Origin of the sequence: Roseococcus sp., from assembly GCF_965227005.1 — a bacterium.
In the GTDB taxonomy this organism is placed as follows: domain Bacteria; phylum Pseudomonadota; class Alphaproteobacteria; order Acetobacterales; family Acetobacteraceae; genus Roseococcus.
In genome coordinates, this window is sequence record NZ_CBDDFJ010000032.1 from 55,571 (window position 1) to 81,188 (window position 25,618).

27 protein-coding genes are annotated in these 25,618 nt (G+C 69.4%); 10 read left to right on the forward strand and 17 right to left on the reverse strand.

Annotation, left to right across the window (positions count from 1 at the left end):
* Window positions 1-26: 26 nt before the first annotated feature.
* Window positions 27-842 (reverse strand): diaminopimelate epimerase, encoded by an 816-nt coding sequence (gene dapF, locus ACO057_RS15760; protein WP_421993421.1) that lies wholly within the window; start codon window positions 840-842, stop codon window positions 27-29.
* A gap of 61 nt (window positions 843-903) precedes the next feature.
* Between dapF and ACO057_RS15765 the strand changes: the two genes are divergently transcribed.
* From ACO057_RS15765 to ACO057_RS15790, 6 genes are all read left to right on the forward strand, one after another.
* A complete protein-coding gene (locus ACO057_RS15765; protein ID WP_421993423.1) occupies window positions 904-1,689 on the forward strand; it encodes a hypothetical protein in 786 nt (261 codons plus the stop codon).
* Window positions 1,690-1,887: 198 nt separating this feature from the next.
* Window positions 1,888-2,094, forward strand: a complete 207-nt coding sequence (gene rpmI / locus ACO057_RS15770; protein ID WP_421993425.1) for a 50S ribosomal protein L35 — start codon at window positions 1,888-1,890, stop codon at window positions 2,092-2,094.
* Window positions 2,095-2,115: 21 nt separating this feature from the next.
* A complete protein-coding gene (rplT, locus tag ACO057_RS15775) occupies window positions 2,116-2,484 on the forward strand; it encodes a 50S ribosomal protein L20 (RefSeq protein WP_421993427.1) in 369 nt (122 codons plus the stop codon).
* Window positions 2,485-2,566: 82 nt separating this feature from the next.
* A complete protein-coding gene (gene pheS, locus ACO057_RS15780; protein ID WP_421993429.1) occupies window positions 2,567-3,643 on the forward strand; it encodes a phenylalanine--tRNA ligase subunit alpha in 1,077 nt (358 codons plus the stop codon).
* 1 nt (window position 3,644) lies between these two features.
* Complete coding sequence (gene pheT, locus ACO057_RS15785) at window positions 3,645-6,116, forward strand: phenylalanine--tRNA ligase subunit beta (RefSeq protein WP_421993431.1); 2,472 nt, start codon at window positions 3,645-3,647, stop codon at window positions 6,114-6,116.
* 162 nt (window positions 6,117-6,278) lie between these two features.
* Window positions 6,279-6,662 carry a hypothetical protein gene (locus tag ACO057_RS15790; RefSeq protein WP_421993433.1) on the forward strand — a complete coding sequence of 128 codons (384 nt, stop codon included), beginning with the start codon at window positions 6,279-6,281 and terminating at the stop codon, window positions 6,660-6,662.
* 86 nt (window positions 6,663-6,748) lie between these two features.
* On the opposite strand, the gene ACO057_RS15795 is transcribed toward ACO057_RS15790, so the two are convergent.
* From ACO057_RS15795 to ACO057_RS15805, 3 genes are read right to left on the reverse strand one after another with little or no spacing between them, the layout of a single operon-like run.
* Window positions 6,749-7,630 (reverse strand): amidohydrolase family protein, encoded by an 882-nt coding sequence (locus ACO057_RS15795; RefSeq protein ID WP_421993435.1) that lies wholly within the window; start codon window positions 7,628-7,630, stop codon window positions 6,749-6,751.
* Window positions 7,631-7,659: 29 nt separating this feature from the next.
* Window positions 7,660-8,610: a TAXI family TRAP transporter solute-binding subunit gene (locus ACO057_RS15800; RefSeq protein WP_421993437.1), complete on the reverse strand. Its 951-nt coding sequence runs from the start codon at window positions 8,608-8,610 to the stop codon at window positions 7,660-7,662.
* A gap of 45 nt (window positions 8,611-8,655) precedes the next feature.
* The gene (locus tag ACO057_RS15805; protein ID WP_421993439.1) at window positions 8,656-9,126 is read right to left on the reverse strand and encodes an Lrp/AsnC family transcriptional regulator; all 471 of its coding nucleotides are present in this window, start codon (window positions 9,124-9,126) and stop codon (window positions 8,656-8,658) included.
* A 153-nt stretch (window positions 9,127-9,279) separates the two neighbouring features.
* Between ACO057_RS15805 and dnaK the strand changes: the two genes are divergently transcribed.
* Both dnaK and dnaJ read left to right on the forward strand, forming a co-directional pair.
* Window positions 9,280-11,292: a molecular chaperone DnaK gene (gene dnaK, locus ACO057_RS15810; RefSeq protein ID WP_421993441.1), complete on the forward strand. Its 2,013-nt coding sequence runs from the start codon at window positions 9,280-9,282 to the stop codon at window positions 11,290-11,292.
* Between the two features lie 83 nt (window positions 11,293-11,375).
* Window positions 11,376-12,509 carry a molecular chaperone DnaJ gene (dnaJ, locus tag ACO057_RS15815; RefSeq protein WP_421993443.1) on the forward strand — a complete coding sequence of 378 codons (1,134 nt, stop codon included), beginning with the start codon at window positions 11,376-11,378 and terminating at the stop codon, window positions 12,507-12,509.
* Window positions 12,510-12,614: 105 nt separating this feature from the next.
* On the opposite strand, the gene ACO057_RS15820 is transcribed toward dnaJ, so the two are convergent.
* Both ACO057_RS15820 and ACO057_RS15825 read right to left on the reverse strand, forming a co-directional pair.
* Complete coding sequence (locus ACO057_RS15820; RefSeq protein WP_421993447.1) at window positions 12,615-13,481, reverse strand: EamA family transporter; 867 nt, start codon at window positions 13,479-13,481, stop codon at window positions 12,615-12,617.
* Window positions 13,482-13,597: 116 nt separating this feature from the next.
* Window positions 13,598-13,963, reverse strand: a complete 366-nt coding sequence (locus tag ACO057_RS15825) for a PRC-barrel domain-containing protein (protein ID WP_421993449.1) — start codon at window positions 13,961-13,963, stop codon at window positions 13,598-13,600.
* Window positions 13,964-14,072: 109 nt separating this feature from the next.
* Between ACO057_RS15825 and dapB the strand changes: the two genes are divergently transcribed.
* On the forward strand, window positions 14,073-14,813 hold the full coding sequence (gene dapB / locus ACO057_RS15830) for a 4-hydroxy-tetrahydrodipicolinate reductase (RefSeq protein ID WP_421993451.1): 741 nt from the start codon (window positions 14,073-14,075) through the stop codon (window positions 14,811-14,813).
* 4 nt (window positions 14,814-14,817) lie between these two features.
* Here the strand turns inward: dapB and ACO057_RS15835 are convergent, their stop codons facing one another.
* Window positions 14,818-15,006: a hypothetical protein gene (locus ACO057_RS15835; RefSeq protein WP_421993453.1), complete on the reverse strand. Its 189-nt coding sequence runs from the start codon at window positions 15,004-15,006 to the stop codon at window positions 14,818-14,820.
* Between the two features lie 407 nt (window positions 15,007-15,413).
* Here ACO057_RS15835 and ACO057_RS15840 point away from each other — a divergent pair, with 407 nt between their 5' ends.
* Window positions 15,414-17,114 carry an MFS transporter gene (locus tag ACO057_RS15840; RefSeq protein WP_421993455.1) on the forward strand — a complete coding sequence of 567 codons (1,701 nt, stop codon included), beginning with the start codon at window positions 15,414-15,416 and terminating at the stop codon, window positions 17,112-17,114.
* Between the two features lie 192 nt (window positions 17,115-17,306).
* Here ACO057_RS15840 and ACO057_RS15845 read toward each other — a convergent pair whose 3' ends face one another.
* The 10 genes from ACO057_RS15845 to ACO057_RS15890 all read right to left on the reverse strand — a co-directional run.
* The gene (locus ACO057_RS15845) at window positions 17,307-18,503 is read right to left on the reverse strand and encodes an MFS transporter (RefSeq protein ID WP_421993457.1); all 1,197 of its coding nucleotides are present in this window, start codon (window positions 18,501-18,503) and stop codon (window positions 17,307-17,309) included.
* Window positions 18,504-19,463 (reverse strand): thiamine-phosphate kinase, encoded by a 960-nt coding sequence (gene thiL, locus ACO057_RS15850; protein WP_421993459.1) that lies wholly within the window; start codon window positions 19,461-19,463, stop codon window positions 18,504-18,506.
* The gene (gene nusB, locus ACO057_RS15855; RefSeq protein ID WP_421993461.1) at window positions 19,460-19,954 is read right to left on the reverse strand and encodes a transcription antitermination factor NusB; all 495 of its coding nucleotides are present in this window, start codon (window positions 19,952-19,954) and stop codon (window positions 19,460-19,462) included. The genes thiL and nusB overlap by 4 nt, the downstream gene beginning before the upstream one ends.
* Window positions 19,951-20,451: a 6,7-dimethyl-8-ribityllumazine synthase gene (gene ribH / locus ACO057_RS15860; RefSeq protein ID WP_421993463.1), complete on the reverse strand. Its 501-nt coding sequence runs from the start codon at window positions 20,449-20,451 to the stop codon at window positions 19,951-19,953. Before ribH ends, nusB begins: the two co-directional genes overlap by 4 nt.
* Window positions 20,448-21,575: a 3,4-dihydroxy-2-butanone-4-phosphate synthase gene (ribB, locus tag ACO057_RS15865; RefSeq protein WP_421993465.1), complete on the reverse strand. Its 1,128-nt coding sequence runs from the start codon at window positions 21,573-21,575 to the stop codon at window positions 20,448-20,450. The genes ribH and ribB overlap by 4 nt, the downstream gene beginning before the upstream one ends.
* The gene (locus ACO057_RS15870; RefSeq protein WP_421993467.1) at window positions 21,572-22,174 is read right to left on the reverse strand and encodes a riboflavin synthase; all 603 of its coding nucleotides are present in this window, start codon (window positions 22,172-22,174) and stop codon (window positions 21,572-21,574) included. Before ACO057_RS15870 ends, ribB begins: the two co-directional genes overlap by 4 nt.
* Window positions 22,175-22,184: 10 nt before the next feature.
* Window positions 22,185-23,303: a bifunctional diaminohydroxyphosphoribosylaminopyrimidine deaminase/5-amino-6-(5-phosphoribosylamino)uracil reductase RibD gene (gene ribD, locus ACO057_RS15875; RefSeq protein WP_421993469.1), complete on the reverse strand. Its 1,119-nt coding sequence runs from the start codon at window positions 23,301-23,303 to the stop codon at window positions 22,185-22,187.
* Window positions 23,303-23,755: a transcriptional regulator NrdR gene (gene nrdR, locus ACO057_RS15880; RefSeq protein WP_421993471.1), complete on the reverse strand. Its 453-nt coding sequence runs from the start codon at window positions 23,753-23,755 to the stop codon at window positions 23,303-23,305. The genes ribD and nrdR overlap by 1 nt, the downstream gene beginning before the upstream one ends.
* A gap of 155 nt (window positions 23,756-23,910) precedes the next feature.
* Entirely contained in the window at window positions 23,911-25,209 is a 1,299-nt protein-coding gene (gene glyA, locus ACO057_RS15885; protein ID WP_421993473.1) for a serine hydroxymethyltransferase, read from the reverse strand.
* Window positions 25,210-25,314: 105 nt separating this feature from the next.
* On the reverse strand, window positions 25,315-25,618 hold a 304-nt coding region (locus ACO057_RS15890; protein WP_421993475.1), incomplete at its 5' end, for an RpiB/LacA/LacB family sugar-phosphate isomerase.

The following is a 25,618-nucleotide window of genomic DNA, read 5'->3' on the forward strand; positions in this document are numbered from 1 at the left end:
CCCAGCCCTTTGGCGACCGGACGGGATCACAGATCCAGTTCGCCCATGAAGGACGTCGCGACCGGGCCGCTCATCAATACATGTCCGTCCGCACGCTGCTCGATGATGAGGTCGCCGCCGCCCGGCACCGTCACGGCGCAGCGGGCCTCCACCAGTCCGCGCCGGCGGGCATTCACCACCGCCGCGCAGGCGCCCGAGCCGCAGGCCAGGGTCAGCCCCGCGCCGCGCTCCCAGACCACCAGGCGCATGTGGGTGCGCGAGAGGATCTGCGCGAAGCCGATATTGCCGCGCTCGGGCAGCAAGGCGTGGTTCTCCAGCCCCGGCCCGATGGCCGGAATGTCCAGCGCCTCGAGGTCCTCGACGAAGAAGGTCGCGTGCGGATTGCCCATGGAGCAGCAGGCCGCGTCCGCCACGCCCTTGGCCGTCATCGGCACATGCAGCGTGTCCATCTCGCGGGCGAGCGGCACCTCGCGCCACTCCAGGCGCGGCGGGCCCATGTCGATGCGGACCGTGCCGTCGGGCAGGAGGTCGGCGGCGAGCTGGCCGGCGGCGGTGCGGATGGCGATATGCGTCCTGCCCGTCTCGGCCAGGATCAGCGAGGCGGCGCAGCGCGTCCCATTGCCGCAGGCCCCGGCCTCGGAGCCGTCCGAATTGTGGAAGCGGATGAAGACATCCGCGTCCTGGGCAGGCTCCAAAGTCACGAGCTGGTCGAAGCCGACGCCGCGATGGCGGTCGCCGATCAGGCGCACGGCGTCGTCGCTCAGCTTCAATGATGTCGCGCGCGCGTCCAGCACGACGAAATCATTGCCCAGGCCATGCATCTTGCGGAACGGAAGCTTCATACAGGGCATATAGGCGATGATAAGGGTTGAGGCGAAGGGGCGGGCGTCCTAACTCCCGCGCATGAGACGCACAGCTCCCCTCCTTCTTGTCGCCGTCCTCGCGGGCTGTGCACCGACCTATTCCGCCGATGAATATGCCGCCCGCGCGGTCCAGCAGGCCAATCCCGTGCAGCAGGGCGTCATCGCCGGCTCGCGGCGGGTGTCGGTCGCGGCGGATGGCTCCACCGGCGCAACGGCGGGCGCCGCGGCAGGCGGCGCCATCGGCGGGGCGGCGGTGGCCGGCAATTCGGTCAGCACCGCGCTCGGCGCCGTCGGCGGGGCGCTGGTGGGCGGCCTGGTCGGCAATGCGGCCGAGCGTACCTCGGCCAATACCAACGCCATCGAATATATCGTCCGCAAGAATAACGACGAGCTGATCTCGGTCACCCAGCGCGACGCGGAGCCCATCCCGCTCGGCACCCGCGTGCTGGTGATCTCGGGCGCGCAGGCCCGCATCGTGCCCGACTATACCGACAGCCAGACCGACCCGGCCCCTCGCACGGCGTCCACGCCGCGCCGGCCGGGCTCGCGCCCAGCTCCTCCCGCGACCGCGGCGGCAGAGCCCGTCTCCGGGACCGCGCCGCTCCCGGAAGCTCCCTTGCCCGAGTCCCTGCCCGACCTGACCCCAGCCGCGCCCGCGATCGGGGAGTTGCCGCCTCTGGCCGGGACGAACATCGCGCCGCCCCCGGCGGCACCGCCCGTGACACCGGCCACGGCGCCTCCGGCCCCGCTTCCGGCCGCTGCCTCGACGCCGGCCGAGGCGCTGACCCCCATCGCCGGGCCGATGGCGCCGATCGCCCAGCCCTGACAAGAATGGCGGAATGCCTGCCATGCGGGGGAGCCCTTCCGTACATTGCCCCACATTGCCCCCCTGGACTTCACCCTGGCAGGCGTCTAAAGACCCGCCTCCCGCACCGAGGCCCTGGACAGCCCGGACGGGTAAGCTTGCCTCCGTCGCATGGTGCGACAGCAGGGGCGGCACCAACCCACCGACAGGAGGGCCCGAATGTCCAAGATGAAGACGACCTCGAGCGCCAAGAAGCGCTTCAAGATCACCGGTACGGGCAAGGTCATGGCCGGCCCCGGTAAGAAGCGGCATTGCCTCTCCGCCCGCAGCCAGAAGGCCAAGCGCCAGAACCGCGGCTCCCAGGTTCTCGAACCGCAGGATGCCAAGACGGTGATGAACTGGCTGCCCTACGGGCTGCCCCGGTAAAGATCGGGAAGGAGAGAAGATATGGCTCGTGTTAAGCGCGGCGTTACCGCCCATGCCCGTCACAAGAAGATTCTGGACCTCGCCAAGGGTTACGTGGGGCGCAGCTCCACCACCTACCGCGCGGCCCTGCAGCGCGTCGAGAAGGCGCTCCAGTACGCCTATCGCGATCGCCGCAACAAGAAGCGCGATTTCCGTGGCCTGTGGATCCAGCGCATCAACGCCGCCGTCCGTGAGCAGGGGATGACCTATTCCCAGTTCATCTTCGGCCTGAAGGCCGCCGGCATCGAGATGGACCGCAAGGTCCTCGCCGCCCTCGCCTACGAGGAGCCCGCAGCGTTTGCGGCCGTCGTGGAGAAGGCCAAGGAAGCGATCGCCGCCCCCGCCGCCTGATTTCGGCACCGGGTTAAGATAGACGTTTCGGAGGGCCGCTACGCGCAAGCGTGGGCGGCCCTTCTTCATATTGGACCAGTCGATGACCGATGATCTCGCCGCCCTCGCAGCCAGCACCGAGACCGAGCTTGCCGCCGCCGCCGACCTGCGCGCGCTGGATGCCGTGCGGGTGGGCGTGCTGGGCAAATCCGGGGCACTGACGGCGCTGCTCAAGGGCCTCGGCGCCATCCCCGCCGACCAGCGCAAGGAGCGCGGCGGAGCCGTGAACGCGCTGAAGAATCAGTTGGAGGCCGCCATCGAGGCCCGCCGCGTCGTGCTCGACGCCGCCGCGCTCGACGCCCGCCTCGCCACCGAAAAGCTGGACATGACCCTGCCGCCGCGCCCCGCGGCACCCGGCGGGACGGGCGGCATCCACCCGATCAACCGCACCATCGAGGAGCTCACGGCCATCTTCGGCTCGATGGGTTTCAAGGTCGTCGAAGGCCCCGATATCGAGGGCGACTGGTACAACTTCGCCGCGCTGAACATCCCCGACCATCACCCCGCCCGCCAGGACCAGGACACCTTCTACCTGCCCGGCATGGTCGATGGCCGCCGCACCGTGCTGCGCACCCAGACGAGCCCCCTGCAGATCCGCACCATGATCGGGCAGGAGCCGCCGATCCGCATCATCGCCCCGGGGCGCACCTATCGCTCGGACCATGACGCGACGCATTCGCCCATGTTCCACCAGGTGGAGGGGCTGGTGATCGATCGCGGCATCACGCTGGGCCACCTCAAGGGCTGCCTGACCGACTTCCTGCGCGCCTTCTTCGGCATCGCCACGCTGCCGGTGCGCTTCCGCAGCAGCTACTTCCCCTTCACCGAGCCCTCCATGGAGGTCGATATCGGCTGGAACCGGAAGACCGGCGAGCTCGGCGCCGGCACCGACTGGCTGGAGATCCTGGGCAGCGGCATGGTGCATCCGCGCGTGCTGGCCAATTGCGGGTTGGACGCGCGCGAGTGGCAGGGCTTCGCCTTCGGCATGGGCATCGAGCGCATCACCATGCTGAAGCACGGCATGGCCGACCTGCGGCCCTTCTTCGAGGCCGATACGCGCTGGCTGAGCCATTACGGCACGAGCCCGCTTTCCCCCGCCACGCTGCACGAGGGCGTGTGACATGAAGTTCCAATTGTCCTGGCTGCGCGAGTATCTCGATACGAGCGCGTCCGTCGATGAGATCGCCACGACCCTCAACGCCATCGGCATCGAGGTCGAAGGCATCGAGAATCCCGCCGCCGCGCTGTCCAGCTTCCGCATCGCCCGCGTGATCGAGGCCGTCCAGCACCCCAATGCCGACCGCCTGCGCCAGCTGCGCGTGGATATCGGCGACGGGCGCGAGTATTCCGTGGTCTGCGGCGCGCCCAATGCGCGGACGGGCCTCGTCGGCGTGGCCGCCCTGCCCGGCGACTACATCCCCGGCACCGACGTCACGCTCAAGGTCGGCGAGATCCGCGGCGTGAAGTCCGAGGCCATGATGCTCTCCAAGCGGGAGATGGGCCTCGGCGACGATCATTCCGGCATCGTGGAGCTGCCGGAAGACGCGACCATCGGCTCGCGCTACGTGGATTATGCCGGCCTCGACGACCCCATCATCGAGATCAAGGTGACGCCCAATCGCGGCGACGCGCTGGCCATCCGTGGCGTGGCGCGCGACCTCGCGGCGGCCGGGCTCGGCACGTTGAAGCCCTGGTCCGCGCCCAAGGTGGCCTCGGTCTACGAGACGCCGCTGCAATGGCGCATCGAGGATCCGCGCGCCTGCACCTGGGTGCTCGGCCGCGCGATCCGCAAGGTGAAGAACGGCCCCTCGCCGCAATGGCTGCAGGACCGCCTGACGGGGATCGGCCTTCGCCCCATCTCCGCGCTGGTGGACGTCACCAACTGGTTCACCTTCGCCCTCGGCCGCCCGCTGCACGTCTTCGACGTGGCGAAGGTGAAGGGCGCCACGCTCTCCATGCGCATGGCGCGCGAGGGCGAGGAACTGATCGGCCTCAACGGCAAGACCTACGCCCTGACCGACGAGGACGGCATCATCGCCGACGCGGCCGGTCCCGAGGCGCTGGGCGGCATCCTCGGCGGCGAGCCTTCGGGCTGCGACGAGACGACCACCGAGGTCTTCATCGAATGCGCGCTCTTCGACCCCGTGCGCATCGCGCTCAGCGGCCGGCGCCACAATGTCTTCACCGATGCCCGCGCCCGCAACGAGCGCGGCATCGACCAGGCGCTGCTGCCCGAGGCGCTGGACGCCGCCACGGCCATGATCATCGAGCTCTGCGGCGGCGAGCCCTCGACCGTCAGCGCGGCCGGTTCCGAGCCGCTCTGGCGCCGCGAGGCCACGCTGCGCTTCGAGCGTCTGGCGGGCCTCGGCGGGCTGATGCTGCCGCCGCATGAGGCGGAAGGCCGGCTGGAGCGCCTGGGCTTCACCGTCACGGCGCGCGGCAACGATCGCCTGACCGTCGCCGTGCCGCCCTGGCGCAACGACATCGCGGCGCACATCGTGCTCGACCAGGACCCGAAGCTCGATCCCGAGCGCGCGCGCATCGCGGCCGAGGGCTGCGCCGCCGTCGAGGCCGAATGCGACCTGGTGGAGGAGGTGCTGCGCCTCGGCGGGCTGGATGCCGTGCCGTCGGTGTCGCTGCCGGTCTCCTCGCCCGTGCCGCTGCCCTCGCTGGAGTCGAAACAGGTGCGTTCCGTTCTCGCGCGGCGCGTGCTGGCCTCGCGCGGCCTGCAGGATTCCGTGACCTACGGCTTCATGGAGCAGCGCATCGCCGCGATGTTCGGTGAGACGCCGGACGCCCTGCACCTGGAGAATCCGATCGCCTCGGATCTCGACCAGATGCGCCCCACCCCCCTCGCCTCGCTGGCCATGGCGGCCGCGCGGAACGCCGCGCGCGGCTTCGCGGACGTGGCGCTGGCCGAGGTTGGCGGCGGCTATCGCGACACCTCGCCGGCCGGGCAGCTCGCCATCGCCTGCGGGCTGCGCGCCGGCGCCTCGCCCGCGAACTGGGCCGCCGCTGCCCGACCCGTGGACGCGCTCGATGCCAAGGGCGATGCCCTCGCCGTGCTGGAGGCGCTGGGCGTGCCGATGGCCGCGCTCCAGGTCACGGCCGACGCGCCCGGCCATTACCATCCCGGTCGCTCGGGCGTGTTGCGCCAGGGGCCGAAGGTGGTGCTGGCGCAGTTCGGCCAGCTGCATCCGCGGCTCTGCGCCGCGCTCGACGTGCCGGCCGGCGCGGTGGGCTTCGAGATCTTCCTCGACGCCATTCCCGAGCCCAAGCGCCGCAAGAAATCCGCGCCGGAATTCTCGGCCTTCCAGCCGCTGCGCCGCGACTTCGCCTTCCTGGTGGACGCCGACGCGCCCGCCGAGAAGCTGCTGCGCGCCGTCTCCGCGGCGGAGCGCACGCTGATCACGGAAGTGGTCCTCTTCGACCGCTATGCCGGCGATCGCCTGCCGGAGGGCAAGGTCAGCCTCGCCGTGCAGGTGACGCTGCAGCCGCGCGACAAGACGCTGACGGATGGCGAGATCGAGGCCGTGGCGGCCAAGATCGTCGCGGCGGCGGCCAAGGCCGTGGGCGCCACGCTGCGCGGATAACGGCGCTGCCGCATCCCTGACGAGAGTGGTTCACACTTTCGTCAGGAAGCAGGAGCAACCATAAGGCGAAATCCATGCTTGCGGCCCTCCCATCCGTTGCGAAACGGGCTGGACGGCGCCTCTGGCATCGAACAGCCTGTCCGTTCCTGGGGACCCCCATCCATGCGCCGCCTCGCCAGCCTGGCACTCCTGATCCTCGGTGCCTCCTCGGTATCGGCCCTGTCCCAGCCCGACCGGCGCCTGCCGGCCGAGGTGGGCTGCATCGATGCCAAGATCCTGACGATTGCCGGCATCGCCCGCACGCTGACGGCGCCGCATGACGGAGGACGGCTGGCGATCAGCGTCACGCTCGAGAACCGCACGGCTCGCTCGGTCTCCTTCGTGCTGAACTTCACCGCGCCCAATGTGCAGATGGCGGCCGTGAACCAATGGCGCCGGCTGGAACCTCAGTCGCGCGGGACCTATCTCGCCGGCACCCTGCCGCGCGGCACGCTCGTCAGCGATGACGAAGTGCGCGCGCATGTGCAGCTGCGCTGCGTGCGCTAGGGTTTTCCCGATCGAACAGGCTCCCGGGCATCTTCACCCGATCGGGCGAAGCGCCGGATCGGAATCAGCCCGAGGAAGCGCCGGCCTCAGAACCCGTAAAGCTTCGCCGGGTTGTCGCGCAGGATCATCGTGCGCGCCGCCTCCTCCGGCACCCATTGCGCGAGCAGCCCCAGCACGTCGCCGTCATTGGGCATGAGGCCGTGGAAGTGGCTGACATGCGGCCAGTCGCTGCCCCAGAGGATGCGGTCCGGCGCGGCCTCGATCACCGCCCGCGCCATCGCCGCCGTATCGGCATAGGGAAAGGCCGGCTCGGCGGAGATGCGGTACAGCCCGGTCAGCTTCACCCAGAGCAGCCCGTCGCGCAGCATCGCCAGGAACTCGCGATAGCCGGGATGCGCCAGGCCGCCCTTGGCCACCTTGGTGTAGCCGATATGCCCGACCGAGAGGGGCAGGCGCATGGTCTCGGCGATCTTGCGGAGCTCCGCCGCCATCTCCTCCACATGCACCAGCAGCTCGACATGCCAGCCGAAGGGCCGCAGCACCTCGGCCACATCCGCCAGCGCGTCTAGCGAGCGGAAGGGCATGCCGCCGCGGTCCACCAGGTTCACGCGGATGCCGCGCGCGCCCTGGGCGTGCATGGCGGCGATCTCGGCCTCGGTCACGCCCTCGGAGACGGCGACGATGGCCCGCAGCCGGTCGGGATGGGCGGCGGCGGCATCGAGGACGGCGCGGTTGTCGGTGCCGTGGACGCTCGCCTGGATGGCGACCCCGCGCGAGAGGCCGAGCGTGTCGTGCAGGGCGAGGGCCACGTCGATGCCGTTGTCCGGCGGGGTGTAGCCGCGCGTGGCCTGGTAGGGGTAGCGGGCGGCGTCGAAGACGTGGAAATGCGTGTCGCAGGCGCCTGCGGGCATGGCCATGGCGGGCTTGCGCGGATGGGGATCGGGGCCGGGGCAGTCACGGATGTCCATGGACGGTCCTTATGATGACAAGCGGAGGTCTACGCGAGCAGGCCTTCCGCGCGCAGGAAGCGCCGCACGCCGGGATGGATCTGGCCCGGATCGGCCACGGAGGCGGCCGTGTTCGCGGCCGTGGTCTCGACGGCCTGGGGCAGCCGCGCGGCGAGGTCCGCTTGCGCCGCATGCAGGGCACGGGCGAGGCGGAAGCCGGCCTCCTCGTCCAGGCCGGGGCGCGCGAGCACCAGGCTCCAGGTGCCCACCGAGGCGATGGGCGCGCCCTGCCCGGGATAGCTCCCCGCCGGCAGCGACATGGGCCGCAGCTTTGGATCAGCCATGAGGATGCGTGCGCGTTCCGCCTCGTCGGGGGCGAGGAAGCGCCCGCCCTGCCCCGCCAGGGTGACAAAGCCCGGCCAGCCCGCGCCGCCGCCCCAGAGCGCGGCCACGCGCCCGTCCATCACCATCGCGGGCCCGTCGCCCGCACGGTCGAGCAGGACGGCGGTGAAGTCGCGCTCGATATCCAGGCCGAGCGCGCCCATGACCTGCCGCGCGAGCACCACGAAGCCTGAGCCGCGCGCGCCCCAGGCGATGGGCTTGCCGCGCAGATCGGCGATGGCGCGGAGGGGGCTGTCGCCCTTCAGCCCGAAGAGCCCGGGCTGCGCATACATCGCGGCGAGCAATGTGGTCCCTTGGCCGGCGGCCATGGCCTCGGTCGCCGTCTCGCCAGCCACGAGCGCGAGATCGACGCTCCCCTCGCGCAGCAGGCGCACGTTCTCAAGGCTGCCGGCGGTGTTGCGCGGCTCGATGACCAGGGTGGGATCGGCCGCGGCGATGGCGGCCACGAAGGCCGCGCCATAGGCGGGAAAGCCGCCGCCCGGCGTGGCGGTCGCCAGAGTGAGGCGAAGGGGCACCTGGGCCTGCTCGGCGCCAGCCAACCCACTGCCAGCCAGCCCACTGCCAGCCAGGGCGAGCCGCCGTGAAATCGCGCTTTTCATGAATCGTCCCCCGCCTTTTGCGGGGAGCCTAATCGGGAGGGACGGCTAAGTCTCCTCCTCCAGCTGATGCGCGACGGGCAGCAGCGCGGTCTCCTTCACGGTCGCCATCGCGACCTCGACCGCGAGCCGCTCGATGCCCGCCAAGGGCCGGATTTCCTCGGCGAGGAGGGCGTCGAGCGCGCCGATGTCGCCCACGCGCAGCTTCACCAGATAGGACCACTCGCCGGTCAGCTGGTGGCATTCCAGGACCGACTCCTGCCTGCGGACGGCCTTGCGGAAGGCGGCGTCGTCGCGTCCCGGTCGAACCGCGACGCGCAGGAAGGCGAGCAACGGGCATCCCACCTCGACGGGGTCCAGCGCGGCGTGCCAGCCACGGATCACACCTCGCTCCTCCAGCCGCTTCACCCGTTCGGCGGTGGCCGACACGGATAGCCCCGAGACCTTCGCAAGGTCGGAGAGGCCTGCCGCGCCATCCTGCTGCACAGCGATGGCAATCTTCCGGTCAATCTCGTCCATGGCCGGATCATATGCGGATTTACCTTCAAGGGAAACGAATAAATTTTGAACCCTGGGAAGCTTCCAGAGGGATCAGAGGCTTGCGGGCCACACCGGCTCTTCTTGTGCGAAACTCGCCTGTCCCATCTTGTCCCGAGCCCTTCTGCTCAATACATGGGCAAGGAACAAAGGGGCCGCACATGGGGTGCGGACCTGCCAGGGGCTTGTGCCCGGTGCCTGTCAGGGCCGGAGCAAGCCGCCGCATCGGAGCAGGCAATGAGCAAAGTCATCGGTATCGACCTCGGCACGACGAATTCTTGTGTCGCCATCATGGAAGGCGGCGAGGTCAAGGTTCTCGAGAATGCAGAGGGCACGCGTACCACCCCCTCCATGGTCGCCTTCGCCAAGAACGGCGAGCGCCTTGTCGGCCAGAGCGCCAAGCGCCAGGCCGTCACGAACCCGAACAACACCCTCTACGCCGTCAAGCGCCTCATCGGCCGCAAGTTCGACGACGCCATGGTGCAGAAGGAAAAGGGCCTCGCCCCCTTCGACATCGTGAAGGCCGACAACGGCGACGCCTGGGTCGAGGTCGACGGCAAGAAGTATGCCCCGCAGCAGATCAGCGCGGACATCCTCACCAAGATGAAGGACACGGCCGAGGCCTATCTCGGCGAGAAGGTGACGCAGGCCGTCATCACCGTCCCCGCCTATTTCAACGACGCCCAGCGCCAGGCGACCAAGGAGGCCGGCGCGATCGCGGGCCTCGAGGTGCTGCGCATCATCAATGAGCCGACGGCCGCCGCGCTGGCTTACGGCATGGACAAGAAGAACACCGGCACGATCGCGGTCTACGACCTCGGCGGCGGCACCTTCGACGTGTCGATCCTCGAGATCGGCGACGGCGTCTTCGAGGTGAAGTCCACCAACGGCGACACCTTCCTCGGCGGCGAGGATTTCGATCAGCGCGTGATCGACTACCTGGCCGACGAGTTCAAGAAGGAGAACGGCATCGACCTGCGCGGCGACAAGCTTGCCCTGCAGCGCCTGAAGGAAGCCGGCGAGAAGGCCAAGATCGAGCTCTCCAGCTCGAAGCAGACCGAGATCAACCTGCCCTTCATCACGGCCGATGCCTCGGGCCCCAAGCACCTCGTGATGCAGCTCACCCGCGCCAAGCTCGAGGCGCTGGTCGATGATCTGGTCCAGCGCACGCTGGAGCCGGTGAAGAAGGCCCTGTCCGATGCCGGCCTGACGGCGGGCGAAGTGGACGAGGTCATCCTCGTCGGCGGCATGACGCGCATGCCCAAGGTCATCGAGGCGGTGAAGAACCTCTTCGGCAAGGACCCCGCCCGCAACGTGAACCCCGACGAGGTCGTGGCCATCGGCGCGGCGATCCAGGGCGGCGTGCTCAAGGGTGAAGTGAAGGACGTCCTGCTGCTCGACGTGACCCCGCTTTCGCTGGGCATCGAGACGCTGGGCGGCGTGTTCACGCGCCTGATCGACCGCAACACGACGATCCCCACCAAGAAGTCGCAGACCTTCAGCACCGCGGACGACAACCAGACGGCTGTCACCATCAAGGTGTTCCAGGGCGAGCGCGAGATGGCGGCGGACAACAAGCTGCTGGGCAACTTCGACCTCCAGGGCATCCCGCCCGCACCGCGCGGCGTGCCGCAGGTGGAAGTGACCTTCGACATCGACGCGAACGGCATCGTGAGCGTCCAGGCGAAGGACAAGGCCACCGGCAAGGAGACGCAGATCAAGATCCAGGCCAAGTCCGGCCTGTCGGACGCCGACATCGAGAAGATGGTGCGCGACGCCGAGGCGAATGCGGACTCCGACAAGAAGCGCCGCGCGGCGGTCGAGGCCCGCAACCAGCTCGATACCCTGGTGCATTCGACCGAGAAGACCATCAGCGAGAACGGCGACAAGGTGCCGGCCGATGAGCGGACGGTGGCCGAGGCCGCGATCACCGAGGCGCGCATCGCCATGGAGAGCGGCGATGCCGACGCCATCAATGCCGCGGCCGAGAAGCTCAGCCAGGCCGCGATGAAGATCGGCGAGGCCATGTACAAGACCGAGCAGGCGTCGCCGCAGCCGGAGGCCGGGCCCGCGGGTTCGTCCAAGCCGGACGACAAGGTGGTCGACGCCGAATTCGAAGAGGTCGATCCGAAGAAGAAGAAGGACTGAGGCTGCTGAGCGGCATCCTTCAGAATTTCGCGCCCGGACCAGCAATGGTCCGGGCGTCTCTTCATTTCGGGTAGGGCAGCAACATGGCCAAGCGCGACTATTACGAGGTGCTCGGCGTCGCCCGCGAGGCGACCGAGGATGACCTCAAGAAGGCGTATCGCAAGCTCGCGATGCAGTATCACCCCGACCGCAACCACGGCGACGACAAGGCCGAGGGGCGGTTCAAGGAGGTCAGCGAGGCCTATGAGGTCCTGAAGGACGGCGAGAAGCGCGCCGCCTATGACCGCTACGGCCATGCCGCCTTCGAGGGCGGCGGCGGTGGCGGCGGCAGCCCCTTCGGCCAGGGCGGCGGCTTCGAGGATATCTTCGAGGAGATGTTCGGCCGCTTCGGCGGGCGCGGCGGCGGGCGGCAGAACAGCGGGCGCGGCGCCGATCTGCGCCAGGAAATCGAGATCACGCTGGAGGAAGCCTTCGCCGGCGTGAAGAAGGCGATTCGCGTCCCCTCCTCCGTCCAGTGCGAGGCCTGCACCGGCTCGGGCGCCGAGGGCGGCAGCGCCAGTGCCCAGACCTGCGGCACCTGCCGTGGCGCGGGCAAGGTGCGGGCGCAGCAGGGCTTCTTCCTGATCGAGCGCACCTGCCCGACCTGCTCGGGCTCGGGCAAGATCATCAAGAATCCCTGCAAGATCTGCCATGGCGCGGGCCGCGTGCAGCGCGACCGCACGCTGAGCGTCTCCATCCCGGCCGGTGTCGAGGACGGCAACCGCATTCGCCTCACGGGCGAGGGCGAGGCCGGGCTGAGGGGCGCACCGGCGGGCGATCTCTACGTCGATATCGGCGTGAAGGCGCATCCGATCTTCCAGCGCGAGGGACCCAATATCATGGTCCGCGTGCCGCTGCGCATGACGCAGGCCGCGCTGGGCGCCAGCGTGGAAGTGCCCTCGATCGATGGCGGGCGTTCGGCGGTGAAGATCCCGGCCGGAACGCAGACGGGCGACAACTTCCGCCTGCGGGGCAAGGGGTTCTCGGTGCTGCGCAGCTCGTCGCGCGGCGACATGTATGTGCAGGTCGTCGTCGAGACCCCGCTCAACCTCTCGCCCAAGCAGCGCGAGCTGCTGGAGGCCTTCGAGGTGGAGGCGGAGAAGGGCGGCAAGCACTCGCCCGACAATGAGGGTTTCTTCGCGAAGGTGAAGGAATTCTGGGACGGGCTGGCGCGCTAGAGCCTTCTTCGTTCACAAGGGCTCACTTCGAAGTCTCGAGCTCTTTGTTTTTTCGAACATCTTTACCCGACCAGACGATTCCGTCTGATCGGGTGATGCTCTAGTCTAAGCGCCGGCCGCCGGCATGCCGTGTTTCGGCGTCCGCGTCGTGATGACCACCCCCACCGAGGCCATCATGACGAGGATGATGGCCAGCCACTGCAGGCTGGTCAGCACCTCGCCGAGCAACGCCCTGCCGGCGATGGCGCCGACAACCGGCTCCAGGCTCAGCAGAACGCCGAAGACATTGGCGGGAATGCTCCGGATCGCGAACATCTCGAAGGTGTAAGGGATGGCGCTGGACACCAGCGCCACCGCCAGCCCCGTCACCAGCAAGGACGGGGTCAGCAGGGTCGCGCCGGCGGCATGGATGCCGAAGGGCACGACCACCAGCGCCGCCGTCACCATCCCCAGCGAGACGGCCTGATAGCCCGGCAGATGGGCCGTCTTCTTGGCGAAGACGATATACAGCCCCCAGGCGACGCCCGCCGCCGCAGCGAAGGCGATGCCCTCGGGGTCCAGCGCATTCTGCCCCGTGGGTGAAGGCAGCAGGAGCAGCAATCCGGCGAGGGCCAATCCGACCATCGCGAAGTGCGCCGGCTTGCGCGAATGGATCAACGCGACAACCAGCGGTCCCAGGAATTCGATGGCGATCGCCAATCCGATCGGGATAGTCCGCAGGGACATGTAGAAGAACAGGTTCGCCAGGCCGAGCGCTGCGCCGTAGCGCATGATCCGCAACAGGTCGCGCCCCGAGAGACGCGACCGCCAGGGGCGCAGGAAGGCCACCAGGATCACCGCCGAGAAGCCCGCGCGATAGGCGATCGTTCCCTCCGCGCCGATCATCGGAAAGAGCTGCTTGGCGAAGGATGTCCCGACGCAGAAGCTGACGATCGAAATGGCCAGGGCGCCATAGGGTAGAACGCGGTTCATGGCCGCGGGGTATCATAACCGCGCAGCCCCTCATGCCCCGTGACGCCTCCGGGCGCACATGCGCCCCGGTCATGGCGGCGGCTCCGCCATGACCGGGGCCATAGCCAGGGTTGGAGCTAGATGCCCCAGTAGTTGTCGACCATCGACCAGTCGCGGACGCCGGCCGGCTCGTAGACGGGAGCCTTGTCCAGGCGCTCCTTGGTGATGTTGTCCACCACGAAGCCTTCGAGCGTGTTGTCGTAGCGCAGCATGCGCCAGGGGACGGCGTAGTGCTTGGAGCCCAGCCCCAGGAAGCCGCCGAAGTTCAGCACGCCGTATTCGACGGTGCCGGCGCGCTTGTCGATCATCAGGTCCTCAATGTGACCGATGCGCGCCTGGTCGGCGCCATAGACGGAAACGCCGTTCACCTTGCCGGCGGCGATCATGTAGCCGGCCGTATCCTCGGTGAGGTCGGCGGTGGTCGGTTGGCGGATGGTGTCCATCGTCTCGTTCCTTTCCATTGGCCTCGGGAGTGGAACGTCCCGGCGGGCGGCGGGGTTGCCTTCGCGGGCCGCCTCGGCCCATGACGGTTTATCGAGAAGGAACACGGAAATGAGCCTCCGCATCGGCATCACCGGCATCGCCGGCCGCATGGGCCAATTGCTGTCCGAGGAGGTCGCCGCCGCGGGCGCGACGCTCGCCGGCGGCACGAAGCGAAGCGACGATCCGCGCGCGCTCTTCGAAGCCAGCGACGTGGTGATCGACTTCACCCACGCCCATTCGGCGCCGGTCCATGCGGCGCTGGCGGCGGAGCTCGGCAAGGGGCTGGTGCTCGGCTCCTCGGGCCTTTCGCTGGACGAGGAACGCGCCGTCGCCGAGGCGGCCCGGCGCGCTCCCCTCGTCTATGCCGCGAATTTCGCGACGGGCGTGAACCTCGTTCTGGCCTTGGCCGAGAAGCTCGCGGCCGCCTTGCCCGCCGAGCAGTACGACGCCGAGATCGTGGAGATGCATCATCGCCAGAAGGTGGATGCGCCCTCCGGCACGGCCATCGCCATGGGCCGCGCGGTCGCCAAGGGGCGCGGCACCACGCTGGAGGAGGCCGGGCGCGAGAGCGGGCGCGACGGCCATACCGGCGCGCGCCAGACCGGCACGATCGGCTTCGCGGCCCTGCGCGGCGGCCAGGTGGTGGGCGAGCACACGCTGCTCTTCGCCGCCGGCTCCGAGCACATCGCGCTTACCCATCGCAGCTTCGACCGGCGCGCCTATGCGGCGGGCGCCGTGCGGGCCGCGCTCTGGCTTCGGGGGCGCGCCCCGGGCCTCTACGGCATGAACGACGTGCTGGGGCTGCGCTGACCCGTCAGAGGTGCCGGGGCGGGCGCGGCATCCGCCCGTTCACCGTGAGCCAGGACGGCCAGCCGTAGAGCCGCTCGAAGGCGAAGACGATCAGGCAGAGGGCGATGACCGCGCCCATCAGGATCAGCCGCTGACGCGAGGGCGGTCGGCGGAACCATCGGGTGAGAAGGATGCCCCATCGCATCGGGTCCATGGACGCTCCATCCTCGCTCGGCGCGCGCATTCTGGCATGGCGCCGCCTGAGGCGCGATGCGGCGGCTGGCTCGCATTGCCGGATTGCCCCTGGGGCCCGGATCGAGGCGATATATGTCGCCCAAGCAATGCTTAAGATCACTCAACGACGAAGCGGATCAGGATAACATACTGAAACAAATAAATATCTATAGGCGACGATTGCATCCGGACATTGTACGCCATCAAAATGCATGACTCAAAAGTCACTAATCGTTAAGTTGATCCGGCCCGGCCCAGACGTGCAGAAGGGAAAGAGCGACCCAGAGGGCCCCTGGCACCCGAAGGCGTGACAAATGGTCCAGAAGGGCCGTCAAGAAAGGTTAGGGAATGTCCGGACACGCAGTGGGGGCAACTGGCCCGAGACCCATGACCCCCGGCGAGAAGAAGGTGATCTTCGCCTCCTCGCTGGGCACTGTCTTCGAATGGTACGACTTCTACCTTTATGGCAGTCTCGCCGTGATCATCGGCGCCAAGTTCTTCAGCCAGTTCGACCCGAACACGCGCAACATCTTCGCGCTGCTGGCCTTCGCCGCCGGCTTCCTGGTCCGCCCCTTCGGCGCCCTGGTCTTCGGCCGCCTGGGTGACCTTGTCGGGCGCAAATACACCTTCCTCGTCACCATCGTGATCATGGGCACCTCGACCTTCATCGTCGGCATCCTGCCCACCTCCGACCAGATCGGCATCACGGCCGCGGTCATCCTCATCGTCCTGCGCCTGCTTCAGGGCCTGGCGCTGGGCGGCGAGTACGGCGGTGCCGCGACCTATGTGGCCGAGCATTCGCCCCCTGGCCGGCGCGGCTTCTACACCAGCTGGATCCAGACCACGGCCACCATGGGCCTGTTCCTCTCGCTGCTGGTGATCCTCTTCACCCGCACGGCGCTGGGCGAGGCGGCCTTCGCCGATTGGGGCTGGCGCATTCCCTTCCTGCTCTCGATCGTGCTGCTCGGCATCTCCGTCTGGATCCGGCTGCAGCTGCAGGAGAGCCCGGCCTTCCAGAAGATGAAGGCCGAGGGCACCGGCTCCAAGGCGCCGCTCAAGGAGGCCTTCGGCGAGTGGAAGAACGCCAAGATCGCGCTCATCGCGCTCTTCGGCCTGACGATGGGCCAGGGCGTCGTCTGGTACACCGGCCAGTTCTACGCGCTGTTCTTCATCCAGAGCATCCTGAAGGTGGACGGCTATACGGCGAACCTGCTGATCGCCTGGTCGCTCATCCTGGGCACGGGCGGCTTCCTCTTCTTCGGCTGGCTGTCGGACAAGGTGGGCCGCAAGCCGATCATCCTGCTGGGTTGCGCCCTCGCCGCGCTGACCTATTTCCCGCTCTTCAAGCTCCTGACGGCCGAGGCGAACCCCGCCCTCTACGCGGCGCAGCAGAACATTCCGGTCCGCGTCGTCGCGGCACCGGGCGACTGCCACTTCCAGTTCAACCCGACCGGCACCGTGACCTTCACCACCTCCTGCGACATCGCCAAGGCGGCGCTGGCGGGGCTTTCGATCCCCTACACGCAGGAAGCCGGCCCGGCCGGCCATGTGGCGACGGTGCATGTCGGCAATTCGGTCGTGAATTCCTTCGACGTGTCGCAGGCGGGCGCGGGCGCGGCGGCCGCGCGGGCGACCTTCACCCGTGAGCTGAGCGCGGCGCTGACGTCAGCGGGCTTCCCGCCGGCGGCCAACCCCTCGGTCGTGAAGATGGCGCATCCCTTCGACATCTTCCGCGAGCAGCCAGCGGTGATCATCGGGATCCTGTTCATCCTGGTGATCTACGTGACAATGGTCTACGGGCCGATCGCCGCCGCGCTGGTGGAGCTCTTCCCGACACGCATCCGCTACACCGGCATGTCGCTGCCCTATCACATCGGCAATGGCTGGTTCGGCGGGCTGCTGCCGGCCACGACCTTCGCGCTGATCGCGGCCACGGGCGATATCTACTTCGGCCTCTGGTACCCGATCATCTTCGCGGTCGCGACCGTGATCATCGGGCTGATCTTCGTGCCGGAAACCAAGGACCGCGACCTCTTCGCCGAGGACAGCGCGCCCGCGCGGCGGGCGGGCTACAAGCCGGCGGAGTAGACGTCACACGCCATCGCGTGACAGGCGCCGGGAGGGAGACCTCCCGGCGCTTTTTTATGGAACCAGCGTTCGACGGTCATGTCGTAGACGTCGCCACGCTGGCCGACCTCGCCCGGCATCCGGCGCCGCCGAAGGCGAGCGCTTCAACTCCGGCATCGTGACGCCGATGAGCGGATTTCCGCTGCTGCGGGTTTACGGCGCCACCGCCGCCGCCCGGTTCGTCCCCCGCGCCTTCTGCCAGGCCAGCAGGCCCAGCGCCGCGACCAGCGGTGGGATCAGCGTCAGGTTCAGCACGCTCCAGCCCAGACGCGCATGCACGTAGCCGGACAGGAAGGCCGTGCAGGCCACCGTCCCGAAGACGATGAAGTCGTTCGCCGCCTGGGCCTTCACCCGCTCCTGCGGCGCGTAGCTCGTGGTCTGCAGCGAGGTCGCGCCCACGAACATGAAGTTCCAACCGAGCCCCAGCACCGCCAGGCCAAGGGCAAAGTGAGAGAAACTCTCCCCTGTCAGCAGGATCGCGACGCAGGCCGCCGTCAGGCAGGCGCCCGCCACGATGACCGTCCGCACGCCGAAGCGCGCGATCAGATGCCCCGTGAAGAAGCCCGGCGCGAACATCGCCAGGGCATGCGCCTGGATGACCGTCGCGGAATCATTGATCGTGAAGCCGCAGAGCAGCATCTCCAGCGGCGTGGCCGTCATGGCGAGGTTCATGGTGCCATAGGCCACCATGCCGGCCACCACCGCCGTCACGAAGGCCGGGCGGCGGATGATCTCGCCCAGCGGCGTGCTCACCGCGGTCTTCCTGGGCAGCGGCGGCAGCTTCAGCCCGCTCAGCAGGACGAGGCTCACCAGCGGCACCAGCGCGAGCGCCAGATAGGTGCCGAGGAAGACGTAGGGCAGGAAGGCCTGGTGCGTGTGCTTCACCAGCTCCGGCCCGAAGATGGCCGAGAGCACGGGCCCGGCCATCACCAGCGCGATGGCGCGCGGGCGATAGGCCGGCGTCGCCGCCTCGGCGGCCGCGAAGCGGTAATGCTGCGCCACGCCCCAGCTCAGCCCCGCAAGCACGGCGCCCAGGCAATAGATCCCGAAATCCTGGAGATAGACGCCCAGGCCGAAGGTCAGGGAGCCCGCGATCGAGACGAAGGCCCCGATGATGAAGCCCGCGCGGCGGCCCCAGCGCGTGAAGACATAGGAAGCCGGAATGGAAGCCACCATCGTCCCGGCCATCTGGATGGCCATGGGCAGGGTCGCCAGCGCGATGTCGGAGGAGAGGCTGCGGCCGATCAGCGCGCCCATCGTGGCCTGGCCGATCATCGTCGAATTCATCAGCGCCTGGCAGAAGAACAGCCGCCAGACGGTGGAGCGCATCGCGCGGTCCTCGGTGGACATTCAGAAGTGGCTCCATCCTCCCTTCGGCAGGCTCATTTCGCTGCCGTTCGGGTCGAGCACCCTCACATCCGCGCCATCATCCGTGAAGAGCCCGATGCGCGTGACAGGCGTGCTCGCCGCGCGGCCGGCCTCGGCCACGCGGCCCGCATCCGCGGGGGCGGCCGCGAAGAGGAGCTCGTAATCGTCGCCTCCGCTGAGGATCAGCGGCAGCAGCGCCGGATCGGCCTGGAGCGCGGCGCGCGCGCCGGGCGAGAGCGGCACCGCGCCAGCCTCGATCGTCGCGCCGCATCCGGCGAGGCGGCAGAGGTGGCCGCAATCCTGGACCAGCCCGTCCGAGACATCCATCGCCGCCCGCGCCACGCCGCGCAGCGCCTGGCCGAGGGCCACGCGCGGCTGGGGCAGGCGGTAGCGGCCGGCGAGGAAGCCGTCATCGGCCAGCGTCCCGCGCGCCGCCCGCAGGCCCAGCGCGCCGTCGCCGATGGTGCCGGAGACCCAGATCTCGTCGCCGGCCCGCGCGCCCCGGCGCAGCAGCGCCTGGCCCGGCGGCACCGTGCCCAGGATGGTCAGGGAGAGCGTGAGGGGTCCCGGCGTGGAGACCGTGTCGCCGCCCAGGACGGACAGGCCGTAACCCGCCTGATCGAGCGCCAGCCCGGCGGCGAAGGCGTCGAGCCATTCCGGCGTCGTGCCCTTGGGCAGCGCCACCGTCATCAGATAGCCGAGCGGCTTGGCGCCCATCGCCGCGAGGTCGCTGAGGTTCACCCGCAGCAGCTTGCGGCCGATGGTCTCGGGCGGATCCTCCGGCAGGAAGTGGACGTTCGCGACCATCGCATCGGCGGCCAGGACGAGCTGGCCGGCCGGCATGTCGAGCACCGCGGCATCGTCGGAGAGCGCCAGGGCCCCCTCCCCCGCCAGCGGTAGAAAATGGCGGGCGATGAGGGAGAATTCGGGAGGCAGGCTCACCCCCCGTTGAACTCCTCGGCGCGCAGCACGCGCGCCATCGCGTCCAGCACGCCGTTGCAGAAGCGGGGCTCCTCGCCGCCGAAGAAGCCATGGGCGATGTCCATGTACTCCTTGATGACGACGCGCGCGGGCGGCCCGCCCATGTCGCGCATCTCGCCGCCGGCGGCGCGCAGGATGGCGCGCAGCACGGGGTCGAGCCGCGTCATCGCCCAGCCCGCCGCGAGATGCGAGGCGATCAGCTGGTCGAGGTCCTCGGTGTGCGAGGCCGCGCCGCGCAGGATGCTGGTGAAGAGCGGCACGTCGGCCTCCTCCACGCGCCCGTCCTCGAAGCCCTCCTGGCCGAGCTTCACGCCCAGCCGGTGGCGGACGAACTGGTCCAGCACCGCCTCGATCGGATCGCCCGACTGCTCGGCCTGGAAGAGCGCCTGCACGGCGGCGACGCGCGCGCCGGTGCGCGGGCGGCCTGGGTTGGACTTGGTCACGGTCTTCATGCCATCCGCCATTTGCGGCGCAGCCCCACCTGGAGCAGCGCGGCCTGGGCCGCCTCGGCGCCCTTGTTGTGGCCATCGTCGCTGGAGCGCTCGATGGCCTGTTGCAGCGTATGGACCGTCAGCAGCCCGAAGCCGATGGCCGCGCCCGTGCCGACGGCCACACTCATCACGCCCGAGCACGCCTCGCGGCAGATGTGGTCGTAATGGTCGGTATCGCCCTTCACGACGCAGCCCAGCAGCACGAAGCCGTCCCAGAAGGGCGGCTCCTCGGGATGCTCCATGGCGTCCAGCGCCATGCGCAAGGCGGCCGGCAGCTCGAAGGCGCCCGCCACGTCCACGATTTCCAGCACGCCGCCGGCCTCGGCGACGACGCGCTCGACGCCCTTGCGCATGCCGCCGACGATCTCGTCGTAATAGGGCGCCTGGATCAGCAGGATCCGTGGCGCCGGCCCCTCGATGCGGACGGTGTCGCGCTTCGGCCCATCGATCGTGCTCATGCGCTCTTCTCCTGCACCACGGCCCGCGTTTCCAGAACGCGCAGGCCCCAACCCTCCAGCCCGACCACCGGGCGAGGATTGTTGGACAGCCGGATAATGTCCTTCAGGCCCAGATCGGCCAGGATCTGAGCGCCGATGCCATAGTCGCGCAGCTGCGGCGTGGCCTTCTTGTCGCGCCGGTTGCGGACCTGCTGGCTGAAGCCGTCCAGCCGCCAGTCGCGCAGGATGACCACGACGCCGCGGCCCTCGGCGGCGATGGCTTCCATCGCGCCATGCAGCTCGCGGATGCCCTGGCCGCCGACCATGTCGTTCAGCACGCTCGCCGCATGCATGCGCGTCAGCACCGGGCCGGGGGCGGAAAGGTCGCCCTTCACCAGCGCGACGTGCTCGCCGCCCTCGACCGAGCCGGCATAGACGATGAGCTTCCAGTCGCCGCCCACCGCATGCGTCACCTCGCCCTCCTCCACGCGCTTCACCAGCCGCTCCGTGCGGCGGCGATAGGCGATGAGGTCGGCGATGGTGCCGAGCTTGAGGCCGTGCAGCTGCGCGAACTGCACCAGGTCCGGCAGGCGGGCCATGGTGCCGTCGTCGTTCATGATCTCGCAGATCACGCCGGCCGGATTCAGCTCGGCGAGGCGCGCGAAGTCCACCGCGGCCTCGGTGTGGCCGGCGCGCACCAGCGTGCCGCCCTCGCGCGCCACCAGCGGGAAGACGTGGCCAGGCGTGACGATATGCTCGCGCGAGATCTCGGGGTTGATGGCGACGGCCACGGTGCGCGAGCGGTCGGCCGCGCTGATGCCCGTGGTCACGCCGTCGCGCGCCTCGATGGAGACGGTGAAGGCCGTCTGGTGGCGCGTGCCGTTGCTCTGCGCCATCAGCGGCAGGCCCAGCTGTTCGACGCGCTGGCGCGTCATGGCCAGGCAGATCAGGCCCCGGGCGTAGCGGGCCATGAAGTTGATGGCATCCGGGGTCGCGAATTGCGCGGGGATGACGAGGTCGCCCTCGTTCTCGCGGTCCTCGTCATCGACGAGGATGAACATCTTGCCGCGCCGGGCCTCCTCCAGGAGCTCCTCGGTGGGGGTTATGAACTCGTGGAAACTGGTCGTACGGGTGGCAACGCTCACGCGCGGAACTCCAGAAGACGGGCGACGTAGCGCGCCAGCGTGTCGATCTCGATGTTGACCCCGTCGCCCGGCTGCAGCGTGCCGAAGCTCGTCACGGCGGTGGTGTGGGGGATGATGTTGACCCCGAAGCTCGCGTCGTCAACCTCGTTGACCGTCAGGGAAACGCCGTCGATGGCCACGGAGCCCTTCACGGCGATGAGCTTCGCGAGGTCGCGCGGGACCTCGAAGCGCCAGCGGACCGAGGCGTTCTCGGGCGTGGCCGATGCCACCCTGCCCACGCCGTCCACATGGCCGGAGACGAGATGGCCGCCCAGCTCGTCGCCGAGCTTCAGGGATCGCTCCAGATTGACGCGCCCGCCGGCCTTCCAGCCGCCCATGGTGGTGCGCGAGAGCGTCTCCGCGCTCGCATCCACCGCGAAGCTGTCGCCGTTCAGCTCGACCGCCGTCAGGCAGATGCCCGAGCAGGCGATGGAGCAGCCCAGCTCCGCGCCCTTCAGGAAGTCCGGCGCGACGCCGATGACCAGGCGCATGTCGTGGCCGCCGCCGACCGGCAGGACCTCGCGCAGGGTGCCGAGGGCGGTGATGATCCCGGTGAACATTCGCCGTCTCCTATGCGCCCTCAGGCCTTTGCGCCCATTGGGGGCCGAATTCGCTCATGATGTCGTGGCCGACCCGCCGAGAATCCAGCAGGCGGAAGCGCGGCATGGCCGATAACGGACCTATGCCCAGGCTACCCAGACTTTCCAAGCCCTCCGCGCCGAGCGTCGCGGGAGCGTGGAACCAGACCAGCCGGTCCACCAGCCCCGCCCTGACCAGGGAGCCGGCCAGATTGGCCCCGCCCTCGACCATCACGCGGGTCACGCCGCGCGCGCCCAGGGCCTGGAGCATGGCGCGCGGCTGGAGGCCGCCGCCGGCCGTGCGGCGGATGGTCACCACCTCCACCCCGGCGGCGATATAGGGCGCGAGCTGCGCCGGGCGATGGCCCGAGCCGGTGAGCAGCCAGGTCGGCTGGGCGGTCGCCTGGGTGACGAGCTTCGCGCTCAGCGGCAGGCGCAGCCGGGCATCGGCCACCACGCGCAGCATGGGCACGGGGTCCATGCCGGGGATGCGGCAATTCAGCTCGGGATCGTCGGCGAGGGCGGTGCCGCTGCCCACCATCACCGCGTCGTGCTTCGCGCGCAGGGCATGCACCTCGCGCCGCGCGCCCTCGCCCGTGATCCAGCGGCTCTCGCCCGAGGCGGTGGCGATGCGCCCGTCCAGGGTGGAGGCGAGCTTGAGGGTGACGAAGGGCAGGCCCTGGGTGACGCGGCGGATGAAGCCGGCATTCAGCGCCGCGGCCTCCGCGCCCATCAGCCCTTCCTCGACGGCGATGCCGGCGACGCGCAACCGGGCGAAGCCGCGCCCGTCCACGCGGCGGTCCGGGTCGCGGAGCGCGACGACCACGCGCGAGACCCCGGCGCGGATCAGCGCGTCGCAGCAGGGCGGCGTGCGGCCGAAATGGGAGCAGGGCTCCAGCGTGACATAGGCGGTGGCGCCGCGCGCCGCCTCACCTGCCCGGCTCAGCGCCTCGGTCTCGGCATGGGGGCGGCCGCCGGGCTGAGTCCAGCCGCGGGCGATCACCACGCCGTCCTTCACCAGCACGCAGCCCACCGAGGGATTGGGCCAGGTATTGCCGAGACCCCGCGCCGCGACCTGAAGCGCGGCCCGCATATGGGCCTCGTCGGACATCAGGGCGTATCCAGGCCGCCCAGGAAGGCCTGGAAGTCCTTGGCTTCGGAGAAGTTCTGATAGACCGAGGCGAAGCGCACATAGGCCACCTGGTCCACGCCCTTCAGCGTCTCCATCACCATCTCGCCGATGCGCCGCGAGGGGATCTCGACCTCCGTCTCCATCTCGAGACGGCGCTGGATGCCGTTGAGCAGCTTCTCGATCCGGTCGTCGTCGATGGGACGCTTGCGGCAGGCGATGCGGATGGATTTGCCGAGCTTGTCGCGGTCGAAGGTCACGCGGCGGCCGTCGGTCTTGAGCACGGTGAGCTCGCGCAGCTGCACGCGCTCGAAGGTGGTGAAGCGGTTGCCGCAGGCCGGGCAGAAGCGCCGCCTGCGGATGGAGGAGCCGTCGTCGGAGGGACGGCTGTCCTTCACCTGCGTCTCGTCACTGCTGCAATAGGGGCAACGCATTTTATCGTGCCCTCAGACGCCGGGCGGCGGCATCCGCCGCCTTGGCTTCGCGCCCTGTCATGTCTCGCTCGCCCTCAGGTCGGTCGCGGCGCGCCGGCCGCGGTTGCAGCCGGATTCTCATGGGGCGCGACCATCCTGGCAATGCGCCGCTACCGTCAGTAGATCGGGAAGCGCTGGCAGAGGGCCTTCACTTCCTCGGCCACGGCCTTCTCGACGGCCGCATTGCCCTCGGCCGAGTTGGCCGAGACCAGCCCGTCCAGCACGCGACCGATCAACGCGGCCACCTGCTTGAACTCGGCCTCGCCGAAGCCGCGCGACGTCGCCGCCGGGGAGCCCAGCCGCACGCCCGAGGTCACCATCGGCTTGGCCGGGTCGAAGGGGACCGCGTTCTTGTTGCAGGTGAGGTGCGCGCGGTTCAGCGCCGCCTCGGCATCCTTGCCGGTGAGGTTCTTCGGCCGCAGGTCCACCAGAACCAGGTGGTTGTCCGTGCCGCCGGTCACGATGCCGAAGCCCTGGGCCTTCAGGCTGTCGGCCAGGGTCGCGGCATTGGTGACCACCTGGCGCGCATAGGCGCGGAAGTCGGGGCGCAGCGCCTCGGCGAAGGCCACGGCCTTGCCGGCGATGACATGCATCAGCGGCCCACCCTGGAGGCCCGGGAAGACGGCCGAGTTGAACTTCTTCGCCAGCGCCTCGTCATTGGTGAGGATCAGGCCGCCGCGCGGGCCGCGCAGCGTCTTGTGCGTGGTGCTGGTCGTGACATGGGCATGCGGCACCGGCGAGGGATGCGCGCCACCGGCCACGAGGCCCGCGAAATGCGCCATGTCGACCATGAAATAGGCGCCGACCTCGTCCGCAATCTCGCGGAAGCGGGCGAAGTCCCAGTGGCGGGCATAGGCGGAGCCGCCGGCCACGATGACCTTCGGCTTGGACTCGCGGGCGATGCGGGCCACCTCGTCCATGTCGATCAGCTGGTCCTCGCGGCGCACCGTGTACGGCGCCACCTTGAACCACTTGCCCGACTGGTTGGCGGGCGAGCCGTGCGTCAGGTGTCCGCCGGCCGCGAGGTCGAGGCCCATGAAGGTGTCGCCGGGCTGCATCAGCGCGAAGAACACCGCCTGGTTCGCCTGGGCGCCGCTATGCGGCTGCACATTGGCGAAGGCGGCGCCGAAGAGCTGCTTCACGCGCTCGATGGCGAGCGTCTCGGCGATGTCGACATATTCGCAGCCGCCGTAGTAGCGGCGGCCGGGATAGCCCTCGGCGTATTTGTTGGTGAGGACGGAGCCCTGGGCCTCGAGCACGGCGCGGCTCACGATGTTCTCGGAGGCGATCAGCTCGATGCCGTCCTTCTGACGGACCAGCTCCATGTCGATCGAGGCGGCGAGCTCGGGATCGGCTTCGGCGAGGCCAGCCTGGAAGAAGCGGGCGGGGAGGAAACGGGCAGCGGTCTCGTTCATGTCGGACGATCCTTCGGCGGGTCGTCCGGGCTTATCACAGCCCGAGCGCGGCCCGATACCTGGGGTGGCGGCAAGTCAGGCCGGTTTTTCCGGCATGACGGGGAATCAGGCGATGGCGGTGCTCGACACCGGGGCTGCGGCCGGGGCCAGCTTGTCGAGCCGGCGCTGATGGCGGCCGCCCTCGAACTCGGTCGCGAGGAAGATGGCCAGCGCGTCCAGCGCGACCTCCGCACCCAGGGTGCGCGCGCCGAAGCAGGCGACGTTGGCGTCGTTGTGCAGGCGGGTCAGCCGGGCCTCGGTGCCGTTGTGCAGGTTCACCGCGCGGATCGCCGGATGGCGGTTGGCGGCGATGCACATGCCGATGCCCGAGCCGCAGACCAGCACGCCGAAGCGCGCCTCGCCGGCGACG

Coding starts and splice junctions, on each gene's coding strand:
- dapB (WP_421993451.1), top strand. CDS start 14,073: ATGAGCCTCCGCATCGGCATCACCGGCATCGCCGGCCGCATGGGCCAA.
- ACO057_RS15835 (WP_421993453.1), bottom strand. CDS start 15,006: ATGGACCCGATGCGATGGGGCATCCTTCTCACCCGATGGTTCCGCCGA.
- glyA (WP_421993473.1), bottom strand. CDS start 25,209: ATGAACGAGACCGCTGCCCGTTTCCTCCCCGCCCGCTTCTTCCAGGCT.
- nrdR (WP_421993471.1), bottom strand. CDS start 23,755: ATGCGTTGCCCCTATTGCAGCAGTGACGAGACGCAGGTGAAGGACAGC.
- ACO057_RS15840 (WP_421993455.1), top strand. CDS start 15,414: ATGACCCCCGGCGAGAAGAAGGTGATCTTCGCCTCCTCGCTGGGCACT.
- ACO057_RS15820 (WP_421993447.1), bottom strand. CDS start 13,481: ATGAACCGCGTTCTACCCTATGGCGCCCTGGCCATTTCGATCGTCAGC.
- nusB (WP_421993461.1), bottom strand. CDS start 19,954: ATGAAGACCGTGACCAAGTCCAACCCAGGCCGCCCGCGCACCGGCGCG.
- ACO057_RS15845 (WP_421993457.1), bottom strand. CDS start 18,503: ATGTCCACCGAGGACCGCGCGATGCGCTCCACCGTCTGGCGGCTGTTC.
- ribH (WP_421993463.1), bottom strand. CDS start 20,451: ATGAGCACGATCGATGGGCCGAAGCGCGACACCGTCCGCATCGAGGGG.
- ACO057_RS15870 (WP_421993467.1), bottom strand. CDS start 22,174: ATGTTCACCGGGATCATCACCGCCCTCGGCACCCTGCGCGAGGTCCTG.
- pheT (WP_421993431.1), top strand. CDS start 3,645: ATGAAGTTCCAATTGTCCTGGCTGCGCGAGTATCTCGATACGAGCGCG.
- dnaJ (WP_421993443.1), top strand. CDS start 11,376: ATGGCCAAGCGCGACTATTACGAGGTGCTCGGCGTCGCCCGCGAGGCG.
- ACO057_RS15795 (WP_421993435.1), bottom strand. CDS start 7,630: ATGGACATCCGTGACTGCCCCGGCCCCGATCCCCATCCGCGCAAGCCC.
- ribD (WP_421993469.1), bottom strand. CDS start 23,303: ATGTCCGACGAGGCCCATATGCGGGCCGCGCTTCAGGTCGCGGCGCGG.
- rpmI (WP_421993425.1), top strand. CDS start 1,888: ATGTCCAAGATGAAGACGACCTCGAGCGCCAAGAAGCGCTTCAAGATC.
- pheS (WP_421993429.1), top strand. CDS start 2,567: ATGACCGATGATCTCGCCGCCCTCGCAGCCAGCACCGAGACCGAGCTT.
- ACO057_RS15800 (WP_421993437.1), bottom strand. CDS start 8,610: ATGAAAAGCGCGATTTCACGGCGGCTCGCCCTGGCTGGCAGTGGGCTG.
- ACO057_RS15765 (WP_421993423.1), top strand. CDS start 904: ATGAGACGCACAGCTCCCCTCCTTCTTGTCGCCGTCCTCGCGGGCTGT.
- ACO057_RS15790 (WP_421993433.1), top strand. CDS start 6,279: ATGCGCCGCCTCGCCAGCCTGGCACTCCTGATCCTCGGTGCCTCCTCG.
- dnaK (WP_421993441.1), top strand. CDS start 9,280: ATGGGCAAGGAACAAAGGGGCCGCACATGGGGTGCGGACCTGCCAGGG.
- ACO057_RS15805 (WP_421993439.1), bottom strand. CDS start 9,126: ATGGACGAGATTGACCGGAAGATTGCCATCGCTGTGCAGCAGGATGGC.
- dapF (WP_421993421.1), bottom strand. CDS start 842: ATGAAGCTTCCGTTCCGCAAGATGCATGGCCTGGGCAATGATTTCGTC.
- ACO057_RS15825 (WP_421993449.1), bottom strand. CDS start 13,963: ATGGACACCATCCGCCAACCGACCACCGCCGACCTCACCGAGGATACG.
- rplT (WP_421993427.1), top strand. CDS start 2,116: ATGGCTCGTGTTAAGCGCGGCGTTACCGCCCATGCCCGTCACAAGAAG.